A 15,678-nucleotide genomic window follows, 5' to 3' on the forward strand; every position below is an offset into this window, starting at 1 on the left:
AAATTGGACAAAAGGAACTTGCCCTGCCTGTGGAAAAGCAGGTAGGTCTAGAAGGGATACCGAACAACGTCGGCTTTGGAGGCGCCGCACCCCGTAGTGCACGTCACGGCTTCGGCAGCCATATGCCGAGAATGATGGAGGACAACCATGTCACCCCGGCTCGACCACGGGATACCGGACATCACCGATGCCACCTCCCCGCCCGTCCCGAGGCAGTATGCCCCGGAGCGGACGCCGGACCGACCGGACCCCGCCCACGCGAGCCCGGACCAGGCCGTGGAGGAGACGGCGGAAGCCGACCTCTTCGACCAGCTCCAGCTCCCCGAGATCCCCCCGTACGACGAGGTGGGGCCGCTGGACGCGCGTGCCCTCTCCAAGACCCTCTTCGAGAGGCTGGAGCACCTCGAAGAAGGTACGCACGAATTCGCGTACGTACGGAACACGCTTGTCGAACTCAACCTCGCCCTGGTGAAGTTCGCGGCCTCCCGGTTCCGCTCGCGCAGCGAGCCCATGGAGGACATCGTCCAGGTCGGCACCATCGGCCTGATCAAGGCGATCGACCGCTTCGAGCTCAGCCGCGGCGTCGAGTTCCCCACCTTCGCCATGCCGACCATCGTCGGCGAGATCAAGCGCTTCTTCCGCGACACCTCCTGGTCCGTGCGCGTACCCCGCCGCCTCCAGGAGCTGCGCCTCGACCTGGCCAAGGCGGGCGACGAACTCGCCCAGTCCCTGGACCGCGCCCCGACCGTGGAGGAGCTGGCCCAGCGGCTGAACATCTCCTCCGAGGAGGTCGTCGAGGGCATGGCCGCGAGCAACGCGTACACCGCGAGCTCGCTGGACGCGCAGCCGGAGGAGGACGACACCGAGGGCGCGCTGGCCGACCGCATCGGCTACGAGGACCACGGGCTCGAAGGCATCGAGTACGTCGAGTCCCTGAAGCCGCTCATCGCGGAACTCCCGGCCCGCGACCGGCGGATCCTCTCCCTGCGCTTCGTCGCCAACATGACGCAGTCCGAGATCGGTGAGGAGCTGGGCATCTCGCAGATGCACGTCTCCCGCCTCCTCTCCCGCACCCTGGGCAAGCTCCGCAAGGGGCTGATGCTCGACGAGTGACGGCAGGCGCGCGGCGTACGCCCGCGCCCGTGCCGTACGTTCGAGGGCCCGGCAGGACGGCAACGTCCTACCGGGCCCTCGACGTTGCGCCGTCAGTCCCGCGCCGTCGGTCCCGCGCCGTCAGTCCTGTGCCGTCCCGCCGGTGAGGCCCGACAGGATGCGGTCCAGCGCCGCGAGGTCCTCGGGCGCGAGTGCGCGCAGGGCCTCCGGCGGCGCGTCGGACAGCCGGACCATCTCGGCGACCGCCGCCGCGCCCTCCTCGGTGACCTGGACCAGCTTCGAACGGCGGTCGGCGGGGTTGGGCGTACGGGAGACGAGGCCGCGCTGGACGAGGTGTTCGACGGTGACCGTCGTGTACGGGGCGTCCGCGTACAGCCCGGCGGCCAGCTCCCGCAGGGTGAGGGGGCCCTCGTTGCCGATCATGCGCAGGGCCTTGGCCCGGAAGTAGCTCATGCCGAGCGCCTCCGTGACCTGCCTGCGCTTGTCGGCCGTCTCCAGGACGAAGGCGCGCATCGCGCGCCAGGCCCGGACCGCCTCCTCCTCGGTCTCCGAGGGCTCCTCGCTCACCCCTGTGCCACCTCGCTCCGCCGGGCGGGCGCCGTGGGTGCGGCGCCCGCCTCGTCCTCCAGATACCGTGCGGCGCGCTCGGCCGTCGCGCGGGCCCGGCGGCCCGTGCTGAGCGCGCCGAGGACGAGGACGGCGAAGCCGCACGCCCCGATGATCCACCATCCGGTGCGGTCGGCGGACTCCAGCCCGGCCCGCGCGGCGCCGCCGTCCGCCGTGGCCGCCGCCATCACCGCGCCGACCACGGCGACGCCGAGCGAGGTGCCGATCTGGCGGCTGGTGGAGGCGAGCCCGGCGGCGACCCCGGCCTGGGCGCGGGGCATGCCGGAGACGGCGGTGTTGGTGATCGGCGCGTTGACGAAGCCGAAGCCGATACCGAAGGCCACGTACCCGGCGAACAGCACCGGCAGCGGCAGGTCGGCGGAGGCCGTGAGCGCGAAGAGCACGCCGGTCGCCGTCAGCGCGACGCCCGCCGTCACGAGCGAGGGGCGGGGCCCGCGCGCCCCGACGAGCCGCCCCGACAGCGGCCCGCAGATCAGCGTCATCAGGGCCATGGGCAGCATGTGGAGGCCGGTGCTCAGGGCGCTCAGCCCGCGCTCCTCCTGGAGGTGGAGCGTGGTGAGGAAGAGGAAGCCGCCCAGCGAGGCGAAGGCGCAGACCGCGACCACGGTGGCGCCGGCGAACGGGACGCTGCGGAAGAACCGCAGGTCGATCAGGGGTTCCGCGCGCCTCGGCTCGTAGACCAGCAGGCCCGCCAGCGCGAGGACCGCGAGCGCGCCGCAGCCCACCACGAGCGGCGAGGCGTAGCCGTGGTGCGGGCCCTCGATGATCCCGTACGTCAGCGAGCCGAGCATCAGCATCATCAGCGCCTGGCCGACGGGGTCGGGGCGGCGGGCGTGCGCGGCGCGGGACTCCGGCACGAAGCGCCCGGTGAGCAGGAGGGCCGCGAGGCCGATCGGGACGTTCAGCCAGAAGATCGCCTGCCAGCCGCTGACGTCGACGAGCAGCCCGCCGAGCATCGGGCCCGCCGCCATGCTGAGGCCGACGACGCCGCCCCACACGCCTATCGCGCGGGCGCGCTCGCGGGGATCCGTGAAGGTGTTGGTGATGATCGACATCGCGACCGGGTTGAGCATCGAGCCGCCAACGGCCTGGAGCACGCGCGCCGCGACGAGCCAGCTCAGGCTGGGCGCGAGGCTGCACACGAGCGAGCCCAGCACGAAGAGCGCGAGCCCCGTGCGGAAGACCCGGCGGCGCCCGATCCGGTCGGCGGTGGAGCCTGCGAGCATCAGCAGCGAGGCGAGGACCAGCGTGTACGCGTCGAGCACCCACTGGAGGCCGGAGACGGAGGCGTCCAGGTCCTGGCGGATGGCGGGCAGCGCGACGTTGAGCGCGGTGACGTCGATGCTGACGATCAGCAGCGACATGCAGCAGATGGCGAGGACCAGCATCGGGCGGTCGGGGCGGTTTCCGGTGGCCAAGGGGGCACCCTCCGGAGAAGTAGGTGTGCGGGGAAGTAGTTGTACAGCTATAACTGTTTCGACTGTACAACTAACCCCGGCCGACAGCTAACCCCGGCCGTCGCGCTGCCTGGCCCTCTCGTCGATCCTCTGGAGCTTGCGCAGGACGGCGTGGAGCAGCCAGCCGCCCCAGACGGCGGCGGGGACGGCGGGCACGGTCCACGCGGGCACCGGGCCCGCGAGCAGGAACGGGACGGGCGCCAGGCTCACGACCAGCGGGCGGACCAGGGGCTTCGCGAAGACGGAGCGGCCGTATCGGGGGGTGGTCGTCAGGTGCGTCCACCACGACCACAGGAGCGCGAACCCGAGCGCGTAGCCGAGGAGGGTCAGGACCGTGTACGGCCAGACGGTGGAGGTCCCGTCGCTGTCGTAGCTCGGGTGCGCGAAGTAGTGCTCGACGGCGGTCGCGACACCGAGGGAGCCGAACCATGTCACAGCCCCGGCCGCCCCGAGGATCAGCAGGTCGCGGACGACCCTGGTGAGGAACATGACCGCGCCCGCGCACAGCTCCATCGCGGTACGCCCGCCGCGCAGGCGGCGCAGCCCCTCGCGGAGGCGCCGTGCGGCGCGGCCCGCGAGCGTCGGCCCCTGCCGCGGTTCCTCCCCCTCGGGCCCCCGTGATCCCCGGGATCCCCGGGATCCCCGGGAGGCTGCACCGTGGTGGGGGCCTCGCGTCTCATCTCGCGGAATCTGCGCGCCATGTCGGCCATCTGCCGGGCCGTGGTGCCGGGCGACGTGGGCCCGGCGCCGTTCCCGTTCCGTCCCGGGCGGGGCCCGAACGGGGAGCCGTTCGCGGCGGCGCGGAGTCCGGCCGCGCACTCGGCCGCCGTGGGCCGCCGGTCGGCCTCATGGCTGGTCATGGCGTCCAGCAGCCGCCGCAGCCGCCGGGGCACCCGGGCGCGGGCCTCGGCGCCGAGCTGGCGCGCCGGGGTGCACTGCCCGGTGAGCTTCTCGACCAGCACCAGGCCGAGCGCGTACACGTCCGAGGCGGGGGTCGCGGGCCTGCGGGCGAGCTGTTCCGGCGCCATGTAGGCGGGGGTGCCGAAGACCGCCCCGGTGGTCGTGGCCCGGCGCGTATGGGAGTCGTCGCGGGCGATGCCGAAGTCCATGAGCACGACGCGGCCGTCCGGGCAGATCATGATGTTCGCGGGCTTCACGTCGCGGTGCACGATCCTCGCCCCGTGGACGTGGTCGAGCGCCTCCGCGATCAGCGCCCCGGTCAGCGCGACGGGGGCGGCCCCGTCGGCCTCCCAGGTGGTGCCGGTCAGTCGCTCCATCACGAGGTACGGCAGCGCGACGCCCTCGTGGTCGAGGCTCCCCGCGTCCTGGACGCCGACGACGGCCGGATGCTGGAGCGTCGCCAGGGTCCTGGCCTCGCGGGCGTACCGGTCGGCGGCGTCGGGGTCTTCCGTGACGATCGTGAGGAACTTGATGGCGACGTCCCGGCGGAGGTTGCGGTCGACCGCCTCCCACACCTCTCCGAAGCCGCCGCGGCCGATGAGCCCTCCGACCTCGTACCGCTCCCCGACGACCATGCCCGCGCGCATCCGCACCTCCACAACTCGCCGTACTCGACGGCATTGTGATGCCCCGTCAGACGACTGAGGCCGAGTATGGAGAGGAACGTACGCGCTCGGCGGAGTCGTCGCCAAAGCCTTGACCGGTGACATGACCATGCCTAAATTCACGTTACCGCTGGTAATGGACCGGCGCGAACACGGAGGTATGCGCAATGCCCCGTCTCACCCCCCTCAAGACCCCCCTCAAGGCCACCGGCGTGCTCGTGGGCGCGCTGACGGTGGCGGCGCTGACGGCCGGGCCCGCGAGCGCGGCTCAGGGCAAGGTCGACGGCACCATCGCCGCCGGCGACAGATCCTGTAGCTGGACCGACGGCGTCACCAGCGACACCGCGCCCAACCCCCTCACGGTCGACCGCTCTTCCATCAACGGCAAGCTGAGCTGCTCCGGCCTCAGCGCGACGCTGAACAACGACCCGGCGGTGACCTTCGACGACGCGGCGGGCACCGCCAAGGCCGACGTCCTCGACGTCTCGGTCACCGTCATCGGCGTCACCTGCCGCTACAAGGCCGAGGCGCTGACGGCGCAGCGCGACGGCGACACGCGCAACTACTCGGCGACCGCCGAGGCGTCACTCGCGGAGGGCGGCGCCCTCTGCCCGGCCAGCCAGACGGTCACGGCCACGCTGAAGTTCCACTGATCCGCCGCGCACAGGCGTACGCCCGTCCCGTCACACCCCGCGCGGTGTGCGGGGCGGGTGCCCGGTGTCGCCGTTCCGGCCGTTCCGGCCGTTCTGCCCGGTGTCGCCGGTCCGGCCGGTGTCGCCGGTCCGGTCCGGGCGGCCGGTCACCCGCGCGGCCCACTCCGTCACGTACCGGGCGAGCGCGCCGCCGTGCCGGGTCCAGCGGAAGTGGTCCAGCCGCTCGGCGCCCGCCAGTTCCGCCGTATAGCGCCAGCGCTCCACCTCGGCCTCCGGCACCTTCGCGCACAGGTGGTCCAGGGCGCGGGGCGGCGCGAGGGAGTCCCCCTCGACGCCGACGCCGAGCACCGGCAGCCGCAGCGTCCGCAGCCGCTCGTCCACGCGCTCCCCGTGCGGGCGCAGCCGGTAGCGCCCCGTACGCGCCTGGTGCGCCCAGTCCCGGATGACGCCCGGCGGCTGCACCCCGCCGAACCCGAAGCCGGGCCACCGCCCGCGTACGGTCGCGAACGCGGCCATGAACTGCCCGAACGCCAGCAGCCCGGGCCCCCGCGCCCCGTACGCCCTGTGGTGCACCGACCCGGAGGCGACCAGCGCGACCGCGTCGGGCCCCGGCTCCCCCGCCGCCGCGGCCTCGGCGGCCTGGAGCAGCGCGAGCTGCCCGCCCAGGCTGTGCCCGAGCACGACGGCGGGCGCGCCGGGGAACTCCTCCCGTACGGCGGCGAGTGCGGCCCGCAGGTCCTCGACCAGCTCGGCGTAGCCGCAGGGCGCGGGGTCGCGCGGCCGGTCGCCCTGCCACCGGAAGTCGTAGACGGCGGCCGTCGCCCCGGCCCCGTGCAGTTCGCGTACGAGCCGCCGGTAGTAGCCGCCCGGTGTGCCCATCGCCGCGGCGACGAGCACGACGGGCCGCCGCCCGGGGCCCGCGTCCCGGCGCAGCCCGTACAGCGGGAACCGCGCCCCGTCCGGCGCCACCGCCTCGGCGAGCGGCTTGAGTTCGGCTTCCCTGGGTTCGTCGGTCACCACCGGAGCATCGCACAGGCGTGCACAGGCATGATGAGGAGCCGGAGCCGGAGCCGGATTCGGAGCCGGATTCGGAGTCAGAGGCAGAGTCAGAGGCAGTGAGGAGGCCGGGCGTGGACGTCGACGCCGTGGTGTTCGATGTGTTCGGGACGATGACCGACTGGCGCTCCAGCGTCGCCGCCGAACTGGCGGCCGTCGGGGAGCGGGCCGGGCTGCACGCCGACTGGGCGGCCGTGGCCGACGGCTGGCGGCGCCGCTACCGCCCGGTCCTGGGCCGGGTGCTGGCCGGGGAGCTGCCGTGGCAGCCGCTGGACGCGCTGCACCGGACGATGCTCGACGAGGCACTGCCCGAGCACGGCCTCGGGGCCCTCGGCGAGACCGAGCGGGGCGAACTCGTCCGCGCCTGGCACCGGTTGCGCGCCTGGGACGACGCGCCGCGCGGCCTGGAGCTGCTGCACGACAGCCGCCTGGTCACCGCGACCCTCTCCAACGGCGGCGTCGGCCTCCTCACCCGGCTCGCCAAGCGGTCCGGGCTCCGCTTCGACTGCGTCCTCTCCGCCGAACTCGTCCGCTCGTACAAGCCCGACCCGCGCGTCTATCTCATGGCCGCCGAGCTGCTCGAAGTCGAGCCCGGCCGCCTCCTGATGACGGCCTGCCACCCCGACGACCTCGAAGGCGCGGCCAAGGCGGGCCTCCGCACGGCCTTCGTCCCGCGCCCCCTGGAATGGGGCCCGGACTCCCCGCCGGCGGCCCCGCCCGCGAACGTCGACCTCGTCGCGGACGACCTCGTCGCGCTGGCGCGGACGCTGACGTCGTAGGGCGGCTGCTCACCTTCCCACTCGGCGTCAATTTGATCGCTGCTGCAAATTGTCCGCGAGGATTCGCGAACTCATCCTCAGATTTCTTTGACGAAAGCTGGACTCCACCCCCCACCCCTCGTGCCAAAATCGTCGCTCCCGCAAAATCTTCGAGGAGCAGGTGTCCGTGAGTTACCCCCCGCCCGGGTCCCCCCACCCCATGCAGCAGCAGGCCTACCCCCCTCAGCAGGGCGTGCCGCCGCAGGTGCAGGCACAGGTGCCGGAGCCGCCCAGGCGGCCGGCCTTCGTCGTCGTGACGTTTGTCGTCACCATGCTGTCGGCGGTCTTCGCCCTGATCGGCGCGATCATCGTCTACTCGGGCGGAAAGGACTTCGTCGACGAGCACCTGCGCAAGGTGATGGACGAGAACCCCGAGGCCGTCGGGCTGCCCGCCGGGATCGACGCCTCGGACGTGAAGTCGATGTCGGGGCCCATCTGGAACGACGCGGTGACCGACTACCAGGACACGCTCACCATACGGGCGGGCATGGCCGTCTTCTTCGCGGTGCTCCTGCTGCTGTTCGCCGTGTTCGTCCTGCGGACGGGCGCACGCTGGGCGCGCGTGCTGATCACCATCGTGGCGGCCGTCCAGTTCATCCTGCCGCACACGCTGATCCTGGGCGACGAGCCGCCGGACAGCCTGTTCCTGACCAGCTTCCCCGCCGTGCTCCTCGGACTCCTCGCGCTCATCTTCGTATGGCTGCCACCGGTCGGCCGCTACGGCAAGGGGTACAAGCTGGCCAACTCGCCGCAGGCACGGATGCAGAGGCAGATGCAGGGGCAGCAGCCGATGACGCAGGGGCAGCCCCAGACGCACGCGCCACGTCCTCAGGGGCACCGGCGGCGCCACTGACGGCGGTCTACCGGTTCGCGGCTTCGCGGGAGGCGACCCGGTTCGTGCGCCCGACCGCGCGGCCCACGGCGTTGCGCACCGCGAGGCCCGGCCGGGTGCGGGGCACCATGAGCCTGGAGAGCAGGGGGACGCGCCGCTGGCGCGGGCCTGTCTCACGGCGGAGCCGCGACTCGTAGGCGGCGAAGGCGCGGGCGTGATCACCGGTATGGGCGGCGAGCTCTTCCGCGAGGGCGTACGCGCCCGCCATCGCCATGCTGGACCCGTCACCCAGCAGTGCTGTCGCCGCCGCCGCGTCCCCGAGCAGGACGACCCGTCCGCGGGACCACGAGGGCATCCGGACGGTGGTCAGGGGGTCGAAGAACGGAGCCGGGTGGTCGAGGTACGCCGCGACGAGTTCCGGTGCCCGCCACCGCACGTCGGCGTAGGCGTCGGCCACGGTCTGCTTGTGCAGGGCGATGTTCTTGCGGTCGTGGGGCGCCGGCGGTGCGGCCCGGAAGGTGAAGATCGCGAGCGGAGTGGTCCGCGAGGGGTGGAGGACCAGCATCCGGTTCGGCGCGGTCAGCATCGTCATCTCGCTCGGGTCCTCGACGGCGTCGGGCTCCAGCGGGACGGTCGCGCCGTACAGGCCCAGGTCGCTCACGAACTGCCGCTCGGGGCCGAATACCAGGCGCCGTACGGTGGAGTGCATCCCGTCGGCGCCGACTATCAGGTCGAAGCGCCGTGGCGCGGAACGCCGGAAGGTGACGTCCACCCCGCCTTCGTCCTGGTCGAGAGCGGTGACCGTGTCGTCGAAGATGAACTCGGCCTCGGTCCGCGCCGACCGGTGGAGCACCTCGGACAGGTCGGCCCTGGTCACCTCGACCGTCGGGGCCCTGTCCGAGGTGAGCGGGAGTTGCAGGATCCGCCTGCCGCCGGGGTCGAGCAGGGTCAGTGACCGGTTGCGGGTGGCGAGGTCGCGGAGCAGCGGAAGGATGCCCATGCGGTCGGCGACCGGGATCGCGGGCCCCTTCACGACGATCGCGCTGCCACCGGAGCGCAACTGCCGGGCGTGTTCGACGACCGTCGGCCGGTATCCGTTCCGGGAGAGCCAGTAGGCGAGTGCGGGTCCTGCGATTCCGGCACCGACTATCAGTACCTCGGGCTTCTTCATGACGATGACCTCACGGGGTGTCGTTCTAGGTACGATCAATTTCGTACCTCAGTGGAGCACGCCCTTCAGGTACGATGCAAGTCATACCTGAAGGGAGTGTCACGTGGCCGGGAGGAACCTGGTCGGCCCCGAGGCCGACGCGCTCGATCTGGGTGCGGTATTGCGCGCCCTCGCCGACGAGCACCGTCGTGCGGTGATGACGGAGCTGGCCGCCGACCGCGGCGACAGCGAGCGCGGCTGCAACTCGTTCGATCTCCCGATCTCGAAGCAGACCCAGACCCACCACTTCCGGGTCCTGCGCGAGGCGGGTCTCATCGACGAGATCGACTACGGCAACCGCAAGGGCATCCGCCTGCGGCGCGCGGACATCGAGAAGAGATTCCCCGGGCTGCTCACGCTCCTGGGCGCAGAGTCCCCGGGCGGCCCCGCTCCTCGCTGAACGGCGGGCCGGAGCAGCCCGTCACCCGGTCTGGCGCCGCACCAGCTCGTGGAAGAGGCCCGTCGTGTCCGCCAGGAGCGCCGTGGGCGGGCCCTGTTGGACCACGCGGCCCTGGTCGAGGACGATCACGCGGTCCGCTTCGAGGATCGTGGAGAGGCGGTGGGCGATCACCACGCGGGTGGCGTTGAGGGAGCGGGTGCTCTCGGCGACCACGCGCTGGGCCTCGTTGTCGAGGGCGCTGGTGGCCTCGTCGAAGAAGAGGAGGCGGGGGCGGCGCACCAGGGCCTGGGCGATCATCAGCCGCTGGCGCTGGCCGCCCGAGACGGTGCCGCCGCCGTCCGAGAGCATGGTGTGCAGGCCCATGGGCATGGCCTCGATGTCCTCGGCCACTCCCGCCATGCGCGCCGCCGCCCAGACGTCCTCCTGAGGGAAGGTCTCGGCGCCGCAGATGCACTCCAGGATGGAGCCCGCGTGCGGGCGCGCGTGCTGGAGGACCACCCCGCACTGGCGGCGCACCGCCGCCTGGTCGAGCGCCGCCAGGTCCTGGCCGTCGTAGCGCACTTCGCCCGCGTCCGGCTGTTCGAAGCCGATGAGCAGCCGCAGCAGCGTGGACTTGCCGCAGCCGCTCGGGCCTACGATCGCCACGAACTCGCCCGGGTCGATGCTGAGGGATATCCCGTCCAGGACCGGCGGCCCTTCCTCCGCGTAGCGGAAGGTGAGCTCCCGTGCCTCCAGTGCGCCCGTCAGGGTGCCGGGGCGTGTGCTGCCGCCGCGTACCTCCGGCAGCTCCCGCAGCACCGGCTTGATCTGTTCGTACATCGGCAGCGCGGCGGCGCAGGAGATCAGCGCGTTGGTGAGCTGCGTGACCGAGGTCAGCAGCATCGTCATGGCCGTGGTGAAGGTGAGGAAGCCGCTGGGCGAGAGGCTGTCGCGGGCCGGTCCGGCGAGCAGGACGAACAGCAGCAGCATGGCCAGGGGGAGGTAGACGGCGCCCACGACCGCGTTCAGGTTCCGGATGCGGCCCACCCGCCGCTGGAGTTCGCGGCTGTGCGCGAACTCCTTGGCCCACGCGGCGTACGCGAACGGCTCGGCCGCCGCGACGCGCAGCTTCGGCAGTCCGCGCAGGGTCTGGAACGCCTGGTTGTTGAGCTTGTTCTGCAGCTCCACCAGCCTTCGCTGCCAGCGCAGTTGGCACAGCCCCGTGGCCGCGAACACCACCGCGACGACGGCCAGCACGCCCAGCGCGGCGAGCGCCAGCGGCACGCTGTGCAGCAGGAGGAGGACGAGGTTGACGGCCGCCACCGTGCCGGACTGGACGACCACGGGGCCGATGCCCGAGAGCACCCGCCGGATGGCGCTCACGCCCATGGCGGCGCTGGCCAGTTCTCCGGTGGAGCGGGCGGTGAAGAAGCGGGCAGGGAGGCGCAGCAGCCTGTCCCATACCGCCGGTTGCAGCGTGGCCTCCAGCCGTCCCTCCAGCCGCAGCAGCGCGGTGTTCTGGAGCAGCATGAAGCCCGCCGACACGACCGTGGCCGCCACGATCGCCGCAGCGGCCTGCACGATGAGCCCCCGCTCGGCGGCCGGTACGTACTCGCCGAGCACCTTCCCCGTCGCCACCGGCACGAGCGCGCCCAGCCCGACCGCCACCAGTCCGCTCAGCGCCAGGGTGAGCAGGTCGGCGCGGGCCCCGTGCAGCGCGAAGCGCAGCAACTTGCCCGGCGGCAGAGGGCGTTCCGGGAGCGGGCGGTAGAACATCACCGCGCGGGAGGCGAACGCGTCGGCGTTGTCCGGGCCGATCCGCCACCGGCTTCCGCTGCCCGGCTGGACGGCCTCGTACCGCCCTCGCCGCCACAGCAGCGCCACGGGCGCCCCGCTCGCGGCGCGGTGGCCCACCAGCGGGCCGCAGTTCTCCTTCCACCAGGCCCCTGACAGCTTGACCGGTCGGGTGCGCACCCGTGAGCTGACCGCCAGGCGCTCCACCGGGTCCAGCGTGTCGTCGTCCGGCAGCCCTTCAGGCGGTACGTGCAGGGTGACGCCCGACGCCTTCGCCACGGCGCGGCACACCGCCACGAGGCTGTCGGTGTCGCCGCCGCCCGCCGACCCGGTCCCGGCCCCGGTCCCGGTCCCGGCCCCGGAAGATCTGCCGATCGAGGCGAGCAGGGCCTCGTCCGCCTCCTCCCGTACGGCCTCCCCGGCCTCGATCCCGGCCGCCGTACGGTCCTCGTGCGCGCGCTCCAGGCGCTCGACCCAGCGGTCCAGGGTGTGGAGCAGCCGCGCGAGCTGGTCGGCCATGAACCGCCAGACCTCGCCGTCGATCAGCAGGGCGCCGCCGGTGTCGGCGTAGCACACGCTCCCCGCGGGAACCGGCATCCACAGGATGTCCTCGTCGCCCGCGGACGGTGCCCGCTGCTCGTGGTGCGCGACCGGACGGCCGTCCAGCGGGGCGTCGAACAGCACCCGCAGCCCCCGCCCGATGCCGCGCGCGACCGCGTCCTCCAGCAGTGCGTACGGGTCGTACGGGGGATACGGGCCGTACGCCCCCTGCTGCGGGAAGAGCTGCCACAGCGGGATCCGGTGCACCACGCTGCCCTGCGCCGGGCGGCCGACGAGCGTGTGCCGGGGGCCCTCGACCGGGCCGAGCAGCAGCGTTCCGGCCTCCAGCCTGCCGAGGTAGTGCCACTGCCCCTGTCCTTCGGCGCCCACCGCGAAGACGTCCATCGCGCCCTGCGCCACGAGCCACAGCACATGCGGCCCCTCCAGCGCCATGCCGCTGCCCGGCGCGTGGGTCACCGCCTGGCCCAGTCCGCCGAGACGGGCGACCACCGGATCACTCGCGCCCTGCGCGTACGTCGTCATCCGCGCACCCCGTGCGACCCGTGCTCCCCGACCAGCTCCGCGTACGGGCCCCCGGCCGCGATCAACCGGTGGTGGGTGCCCCGCTCGACGACGGTGCCGCTGTCCAGCACCACGATCTCGTCGCTGTCCCGCACGGTGCTGAGCCGGTGCGCGATCACCACGCAGGCGCAGCCGCGCCGCCGCAGGTTGTCGATGATGAGGGCCTCGGTCTCGGCGTCCAGGGCGCTGGTCACCTCGTCCAGCACCAGCACGCTGGGGCGGCGCACCAGGGCGCGGGCGATCTCCAGCCGCTGCCGCTGGCCGCCGGAGAAGTTGCGGCCGTCCTGCTCGACACGGGCGTGGAGGCCGCCGGGCCGCCGGACCACCTCCTCGTACAGCGCGGCGTCCCGCAGCGCGGCCGTCACCGCGTCGTCGGTCAGCGAGGGGTCCCACAGCGTCACGTTGTCGCGCACCGTGCCCTCGAAGAGGAAGACGTCCTGGTCCACGAAGGAGACCGAGGCGGCCAGCGCCCCGCGCGGGATGTCCTCCAGCCGGCGCCCGTCGATGCGGATGGCGCCCTCCCACGGCGTGTAGAGCCCGGCGAGCAGCCGGGAGACCGTGGACTTGCCGCTGCCCGAGCCGCCGACCAGCGCGATCTGCCGGCCGGGCCCCACGGTCAGGCTGAGGTCGGTGAGCAGCGGCTTGTCCAGCGGGTTGTAGCCGAACGTGAGGCGCTCCAGGGTCAGATGGCCGGTCAGCCTGCGGGTGCTCGCGGGCGGTTCGGGGCGGGTGTAGAGCGGGTCGGCGGGGAAGGCCTCGACGTCCTTGAGGCGGGCGACATCGGCGGCGAAGTCCTGGATGCGGCCCGCCACCGAGTTGAGCCGGGTGAGCGGCGCGGTGAAGCTGGTGACCAGGGCCTGGAAGGCGACCAGCAGCCCCACCGTGATGGCGCCCTCGACGGCGCGGTGCCCGCCGATCAGCAGGATCGCCGCGCTGTTCAGCGCGGCGAGCGCCGGGGCCACGACGGCGAGCGCGGCCGTGGGCACCCCGAGCCGCTGCTGCTCGTCCAGCGTGGCGGCGTGCTGCCCGGCCCAGCGGCGGAAGAAGCCCGACTCACCGCCGGTGGCCTTCATCGTCTCGATCAGTTGAAGGCCGCTGTAGGAGGTGTTGGTCAGCCGGGCCCGGTCGGCGCGCAGCTTCTGCGTGCCGGTGGCCCGCAGCCGCAGTACGGTCCGCATCGCGGCCACGTTGAGCAGCGCGAACCCGACGCCGATGAGGGTGAGTTGCGGGTCGTAGTGCCACAGCAGCACGGCGTAGGCCAGGACGACCACCGCGTCCACGCCCGCCGCCGCCAGGTCTCTGGCCAGGGTCTCGGCCACCGTGTCGTTGGACTGGAGGCGCTGGACGAGGTCGGCCGGGTTGCGCTGGGTGAAGAAGGTGACCGGCAGCCGCAGCAGGTGCCGGACGAAGCGCGCGCTGCCCAGCGTCGAGGAGATCAGCCGGGCGCGCAGCAGATTGCCCTGCTGGAGCGCCGTGAGCGCCCCGGTGAGCAGCACGGCGCCGCCCATCGCCGCGAACAGCACCGTCAGCAGCGACTCCTGCCCGCCGAAGACGAAGGTGTCGATGTACGTACGGGTCAGCGCCGGGACCGCCGCGCCGACCACCACGAGCAGGAAGCTGGCCACCAGCGCCGCCAGCATCGCGCCCGAGGTGCCGCGCAGCCGCGCGGGCAGCGCGCCGAGCACGCCGGGCTTCCGGCCGCCGCGCCGGAACCGCGCGCCGGGCTCGAAGGTCAGCACCACACCTGTGAAGGAAGTGTCGAACTCCTCCATGGGCACGAACCGCCGCCCGCGCGCCGGGTCGTTGATGCGCACGCCGCGCCGCCCGAGGCGGCGTCCCATGCCGTCGAGGACGACGTAGTGGTTGAACTCCCAGAAGAGCACGGCCGGAGCGCGGACCCCGGCCAGCGCCTCGGCCTCCATCTGCATGCCCTTGGCCGTCAGCCCGTAGCCGCGCGCCGCCTTCAGCAGGCTGCTCGCGCGGGAGCCGTCGCGGGAGACGCCGCAGGCGATGCGCAGCTCCTCCAGGGGGACGTGGCGGCCGTAGTACCCCAGGACCATCGCGAGCGCGGCGGCACCGCACTCGACGGCCTCCATCTGGAGCACGGTCGGCGTCCGGACGCCACGGGCACGGGGCGGCTGCTGCGCGGGGTTCTGCTTCCTGGCGGGCGCCGGGCGGCGCCGACTGCCGCGGTGGTCCGTCATGGCAGCAGCCAGTCGACGGGCCGCTGCGCGGCGAGGTGGACGGCGCCGCTCACCGGCGTCGCCGAGTCCGGCGTGAAGGGCGGTCCGTCGGCGCGGGACCAGGCGTATCCGGACGGGGCCGCCGCGGACCGCTCGAGCGTGACCCGTACGGCCAGCGGCTTGCCGGCGCGGGTGAACTGCCGGGCCAGTGAACGGTCGCCGAGGAACCCGGCGAGCTGCTCGGCGCTGCGCGGCGAGCGGCCCACGTCCTCGACCGTGCCGCGCAGCATTCCGTACCGGTCCGGGGGCGCCGAGTCCACCGTCAGATCGACGGCGGCGCCCGCCGTCAGCTCCGCGCCCTTGGCGGCGGGCACGTAGAGCATCGCCACGAGCGGGTCGCCGGGACCCTCGACCCGTTCGACGGTGGCGACATCGGCGCCCGGTGTGACGACCGAGCCGATCCGGGCCGCAAGGGAGGTGACGCGGCCGTCGGCGACCGCGCGTACGGCGTGCGTCCCCCGCTCGGTCCGTACGCTCACCACCGGTGCGCCCTTCTTGAGGGTGCGGCCCTCCTTGGCGTGCACCGCGGTGACCTGTCCGGCCACCGGGCTCTGGAGCAGGAAGCTGCCGCGGGCGTGGGTGAGGACGCCGGGCACGGACAGCTTCGTGGACACGGTGCCGGTGACCGCCCACACGCAGCACGCCGCCGTCACGACGACCGTGACGAGCAGGACGAGCGTCCCCTGCGGGCGGGCGAAGCGCACGGGGACGTCGAGTTCCTCGGGCGACTGCAGCTTCGCGAGCGCCTTCTTCCGGAACTCCATCTCACGCGTCCCTCATGTCCTTCACGCTCTTCACGCTCTCCGCGC

Annotated in this window: 14 protein-coding genes; 5 read left to right on the forward strand and 9 right to left on the reverse strand. The window is 73.1% G+C overall.

Going from position 1 to position 15,678, the window contains the following annotated elements:
* Nucleotides 1-147: 147 nt before the first annotated feature.
* Nucleotides 148-1,113 (forward strand): RNA polymerase sigma factor SigF, encoded by a 966-nt coding sequence (locus ABD343_RS00260; RefSeq protein ID WP_344522652.1) that lies wholly within the window; start codon nucleotides 148-150, stop codon nucleotides 1,111-1,113.
* 120 nt (nucleotides 1,114-1,233) lie between these two features.
* Here the strand turns inward: ABD343_RS00260 and ABD343_RS00265 are convergent, their stop codons facing one another.
* From ABD343_RS00265 to ABD343_RS00280, 4 genes are all read right to left on the reverse strand, one after another.
* Nucleotides 1,234-1,680, reverse strand: a complete 447-nt coding sequence (locus ABD343_RS00265) for a MarR family winged helix-turn-helix transcriptional regulator (protein WP_344522654.1) — start codon at nucleotides 1,678-1,680, stop codon at nucleotides 1,234-1,236.
* Entirely contained in the window at nucleotides 1,677-3,128 is a 1,452-nt protein-coding gene (locus ABD343_RS00270) for an MFS transporter (protein WP_344524298.1), read from the reverse strand. The genes ABD343_RS00265 and ABD343_RS00270 overlap by 4 nt, the downstream gene beginning before the upstream one ends.
* A 117-nt stretch (nucleotides 3,129-3,245) precedes the next feature.
* Nucleotides 3,246-3,686 carry a hypothetical protein gene (locus ABD343_RS00275; RefSeq protein WP_344522656.1) on the reverse strand — a complete coding sequence of 147 codons (441 nt, stop codon included), beginning with the start codon at nucleotides 3,684-3,686 and terminating at the stop codon, nucleotides 3,246-3,248.
* Nucleotides 3,653-4,744, reverse strand: a complete 1,092-nt coding sequence (locus ABD343_RS00280) for a serine/threonine-protein kinase (protein WP_344522658.1) — start codon at nucleotides 4,742-4,744, stop codon at nucleotides 3,653-3,655. Before ABD343_RS00280 ends, ABD343_RS00275 begins: the two co-directional genes overlap by 34 nt.
* A gap of 185 nt (nucleotides 4,745-4,929) precedes the next feature.
* Here ABD343_RS00280 and ABD343_RS00285 point away from each other — a divergent pair, with 185 nt between their 5' ends.
* Nucleotides 4,930-5,415 carry a hypothetical protein gene (locus ABD343_RS00285; protein WP_344522660.1) on the forward strand — a complete coding sequence of 162 codons (486 nt, stop codon included), beginning with the start codon at nucleotides 4,930-4,932 and terminating at the stop codon, nucleotides 5,413-5,415.
* A 30-nt stretch (nucleotides 5,416-5,445) separates the two neighbouring features.
* Here the strand turns inward: ABD343_RS00285 and ABD343_RS00290 are convergent, their stop codons facing one another.
* Nucleotides 5,446-6,432: an alpha/beta fold hydrolase gene (locus ABD343_RS00290; RefSeq protein ID WP_344522662.1), complete on the reverse strand. Its 987-nt coding sequence runs from the start codon at nucleotides 6,430-6,432 to the stop codon at nucleotides 5,446-5,448.
* 113 nt (nucleotides 6,433-6,545) lie between these two features.
* On the opposite strand from ABD343_RS00290, the gene ABD343_RS00295 reads away from it, so the two are divergent.
* A complete protein-coding gene (locus ABD343_RS00295) occupies nucleotides 6,546-7,250 on the forward strand; it encodes a haloacid dehalogenase type II (RefSeq protein WP_344522664.1) in 705 nt (234 codons plus the stop codon).
* Between the two features lie 166 nt (nucleotides 7,251-7,416).
* Nucleotides 7,417-8,142 (forward strand): hypothetical protein, encoded by a 726-nt coding sequence (locus ABD343_RS00300; protein WP_344522666.1) that lies wholly within the window; start codon nucleotides 7,417-7,419, stop codon nucleotides 8,140-8,142.
* A gap of 7 nt (nucleotides 8,143-8,149) precedes the next feature.
* Here ABD343_RS00300 and ABD343_RS00305 read toward each other — a convergent pair whose 3' ends face one another.
* The gene (locus ABD343_RS00305) at nucleotides 8,150-9,292 is read right to left on the reverse strand and encodes an FAD-dependent monooxygenase (RefSeq protein ID WP_344522668.1); all 1,143 of its coding nucleotides are present in this window, start codon (nucleotides 9,290-9,292) and stop codon (nucleotides 8,150-8,152) included.
* A gap of 103 nt (nucleotides 9,293-9,395) precedes the next feature.
* Between ABD343_RS00305 and ABD343_RS00310 the strand changes: the two genes are divergently transcribed.
* Complete coding sequence (locus ABD343_RS00310) at nucleotides 9,396-9,731, forward strand: ArsR/SmtB family transcription factor (RefSeq protein ID WP_344522670.1); 336 nt, start codon at nucleotides 9,396-9,398, stop codon at nucleotides 9,729-9,731.
* A 21-nt stretch (nucleotides 9,732-9,752) separates the two neighbouring features.
* Here the strand turns inward: ABD343_RS00310 and ABD343_RS00315 are convergent, their stop codons facing one another.
* From ABD343_RS00315 to ABD343_RS00325, 3 genes are read right to left on the reverse strand one after another with little or no spacing between them, the layout of a single operon-like run.
* Nucleotides 9,753-12,587, reverse strand: a complete 2,835-nt coding sequence (locus ABD343_RS00315) for an NHLP bacteriocin export ABC transporter permease/ATPase subunit (RefSeq protein WP_344522672.1) — start codon at nucleotides 12,585-12,587, stop codon at nucleotides 9,753-9,755.
* Nucleotides 12,584-14,830, reverse strand: a complete 2,247-nt coding sequence (locus tag ABD343_RS00320) for an NHLP family bacteriocin export ABC transporter peptidase/permease/ATPase subunit (protein WP_344522674.1) — start codon at nucleotides 14,828-14,830, stop codon at nucleotides 12,584-12,586. Before ABD343_RS00320 ends, ABD343_RS00315 begins: the two co-directional genes overlap by 4 nt.
* Nucleotides 14,827-15,633 (reverse strand): HlyD family efflux transporter periplasmic adaptor subunit, encoded by an 807-nt coding sequence (locus ABD343_RS00325; protein ID WP_344522676.1) that lies wholly within the window; start codon nucleotides 15,631-15,633, stop codon nucleotides 14,827-14,829. The genes ABD343_RS00320 and ABD343_RS00325 overlap by 4 nt, the downstream gene beginning before the upstream one ends.
* Between the last annotated feature and the right edge of the window lie 45 nt (nucleotides 15,634-15,678).

This window comes from Streptomyces albiaxialis, assembly GCF_039530985.1.
Taxonomy (GTDB): Bacteria; Actinomycetota; Actinomycetes; order Streptomycetales; family Streptomycetaceae; genus Streptomyces; species Streptomyces albiaxialis.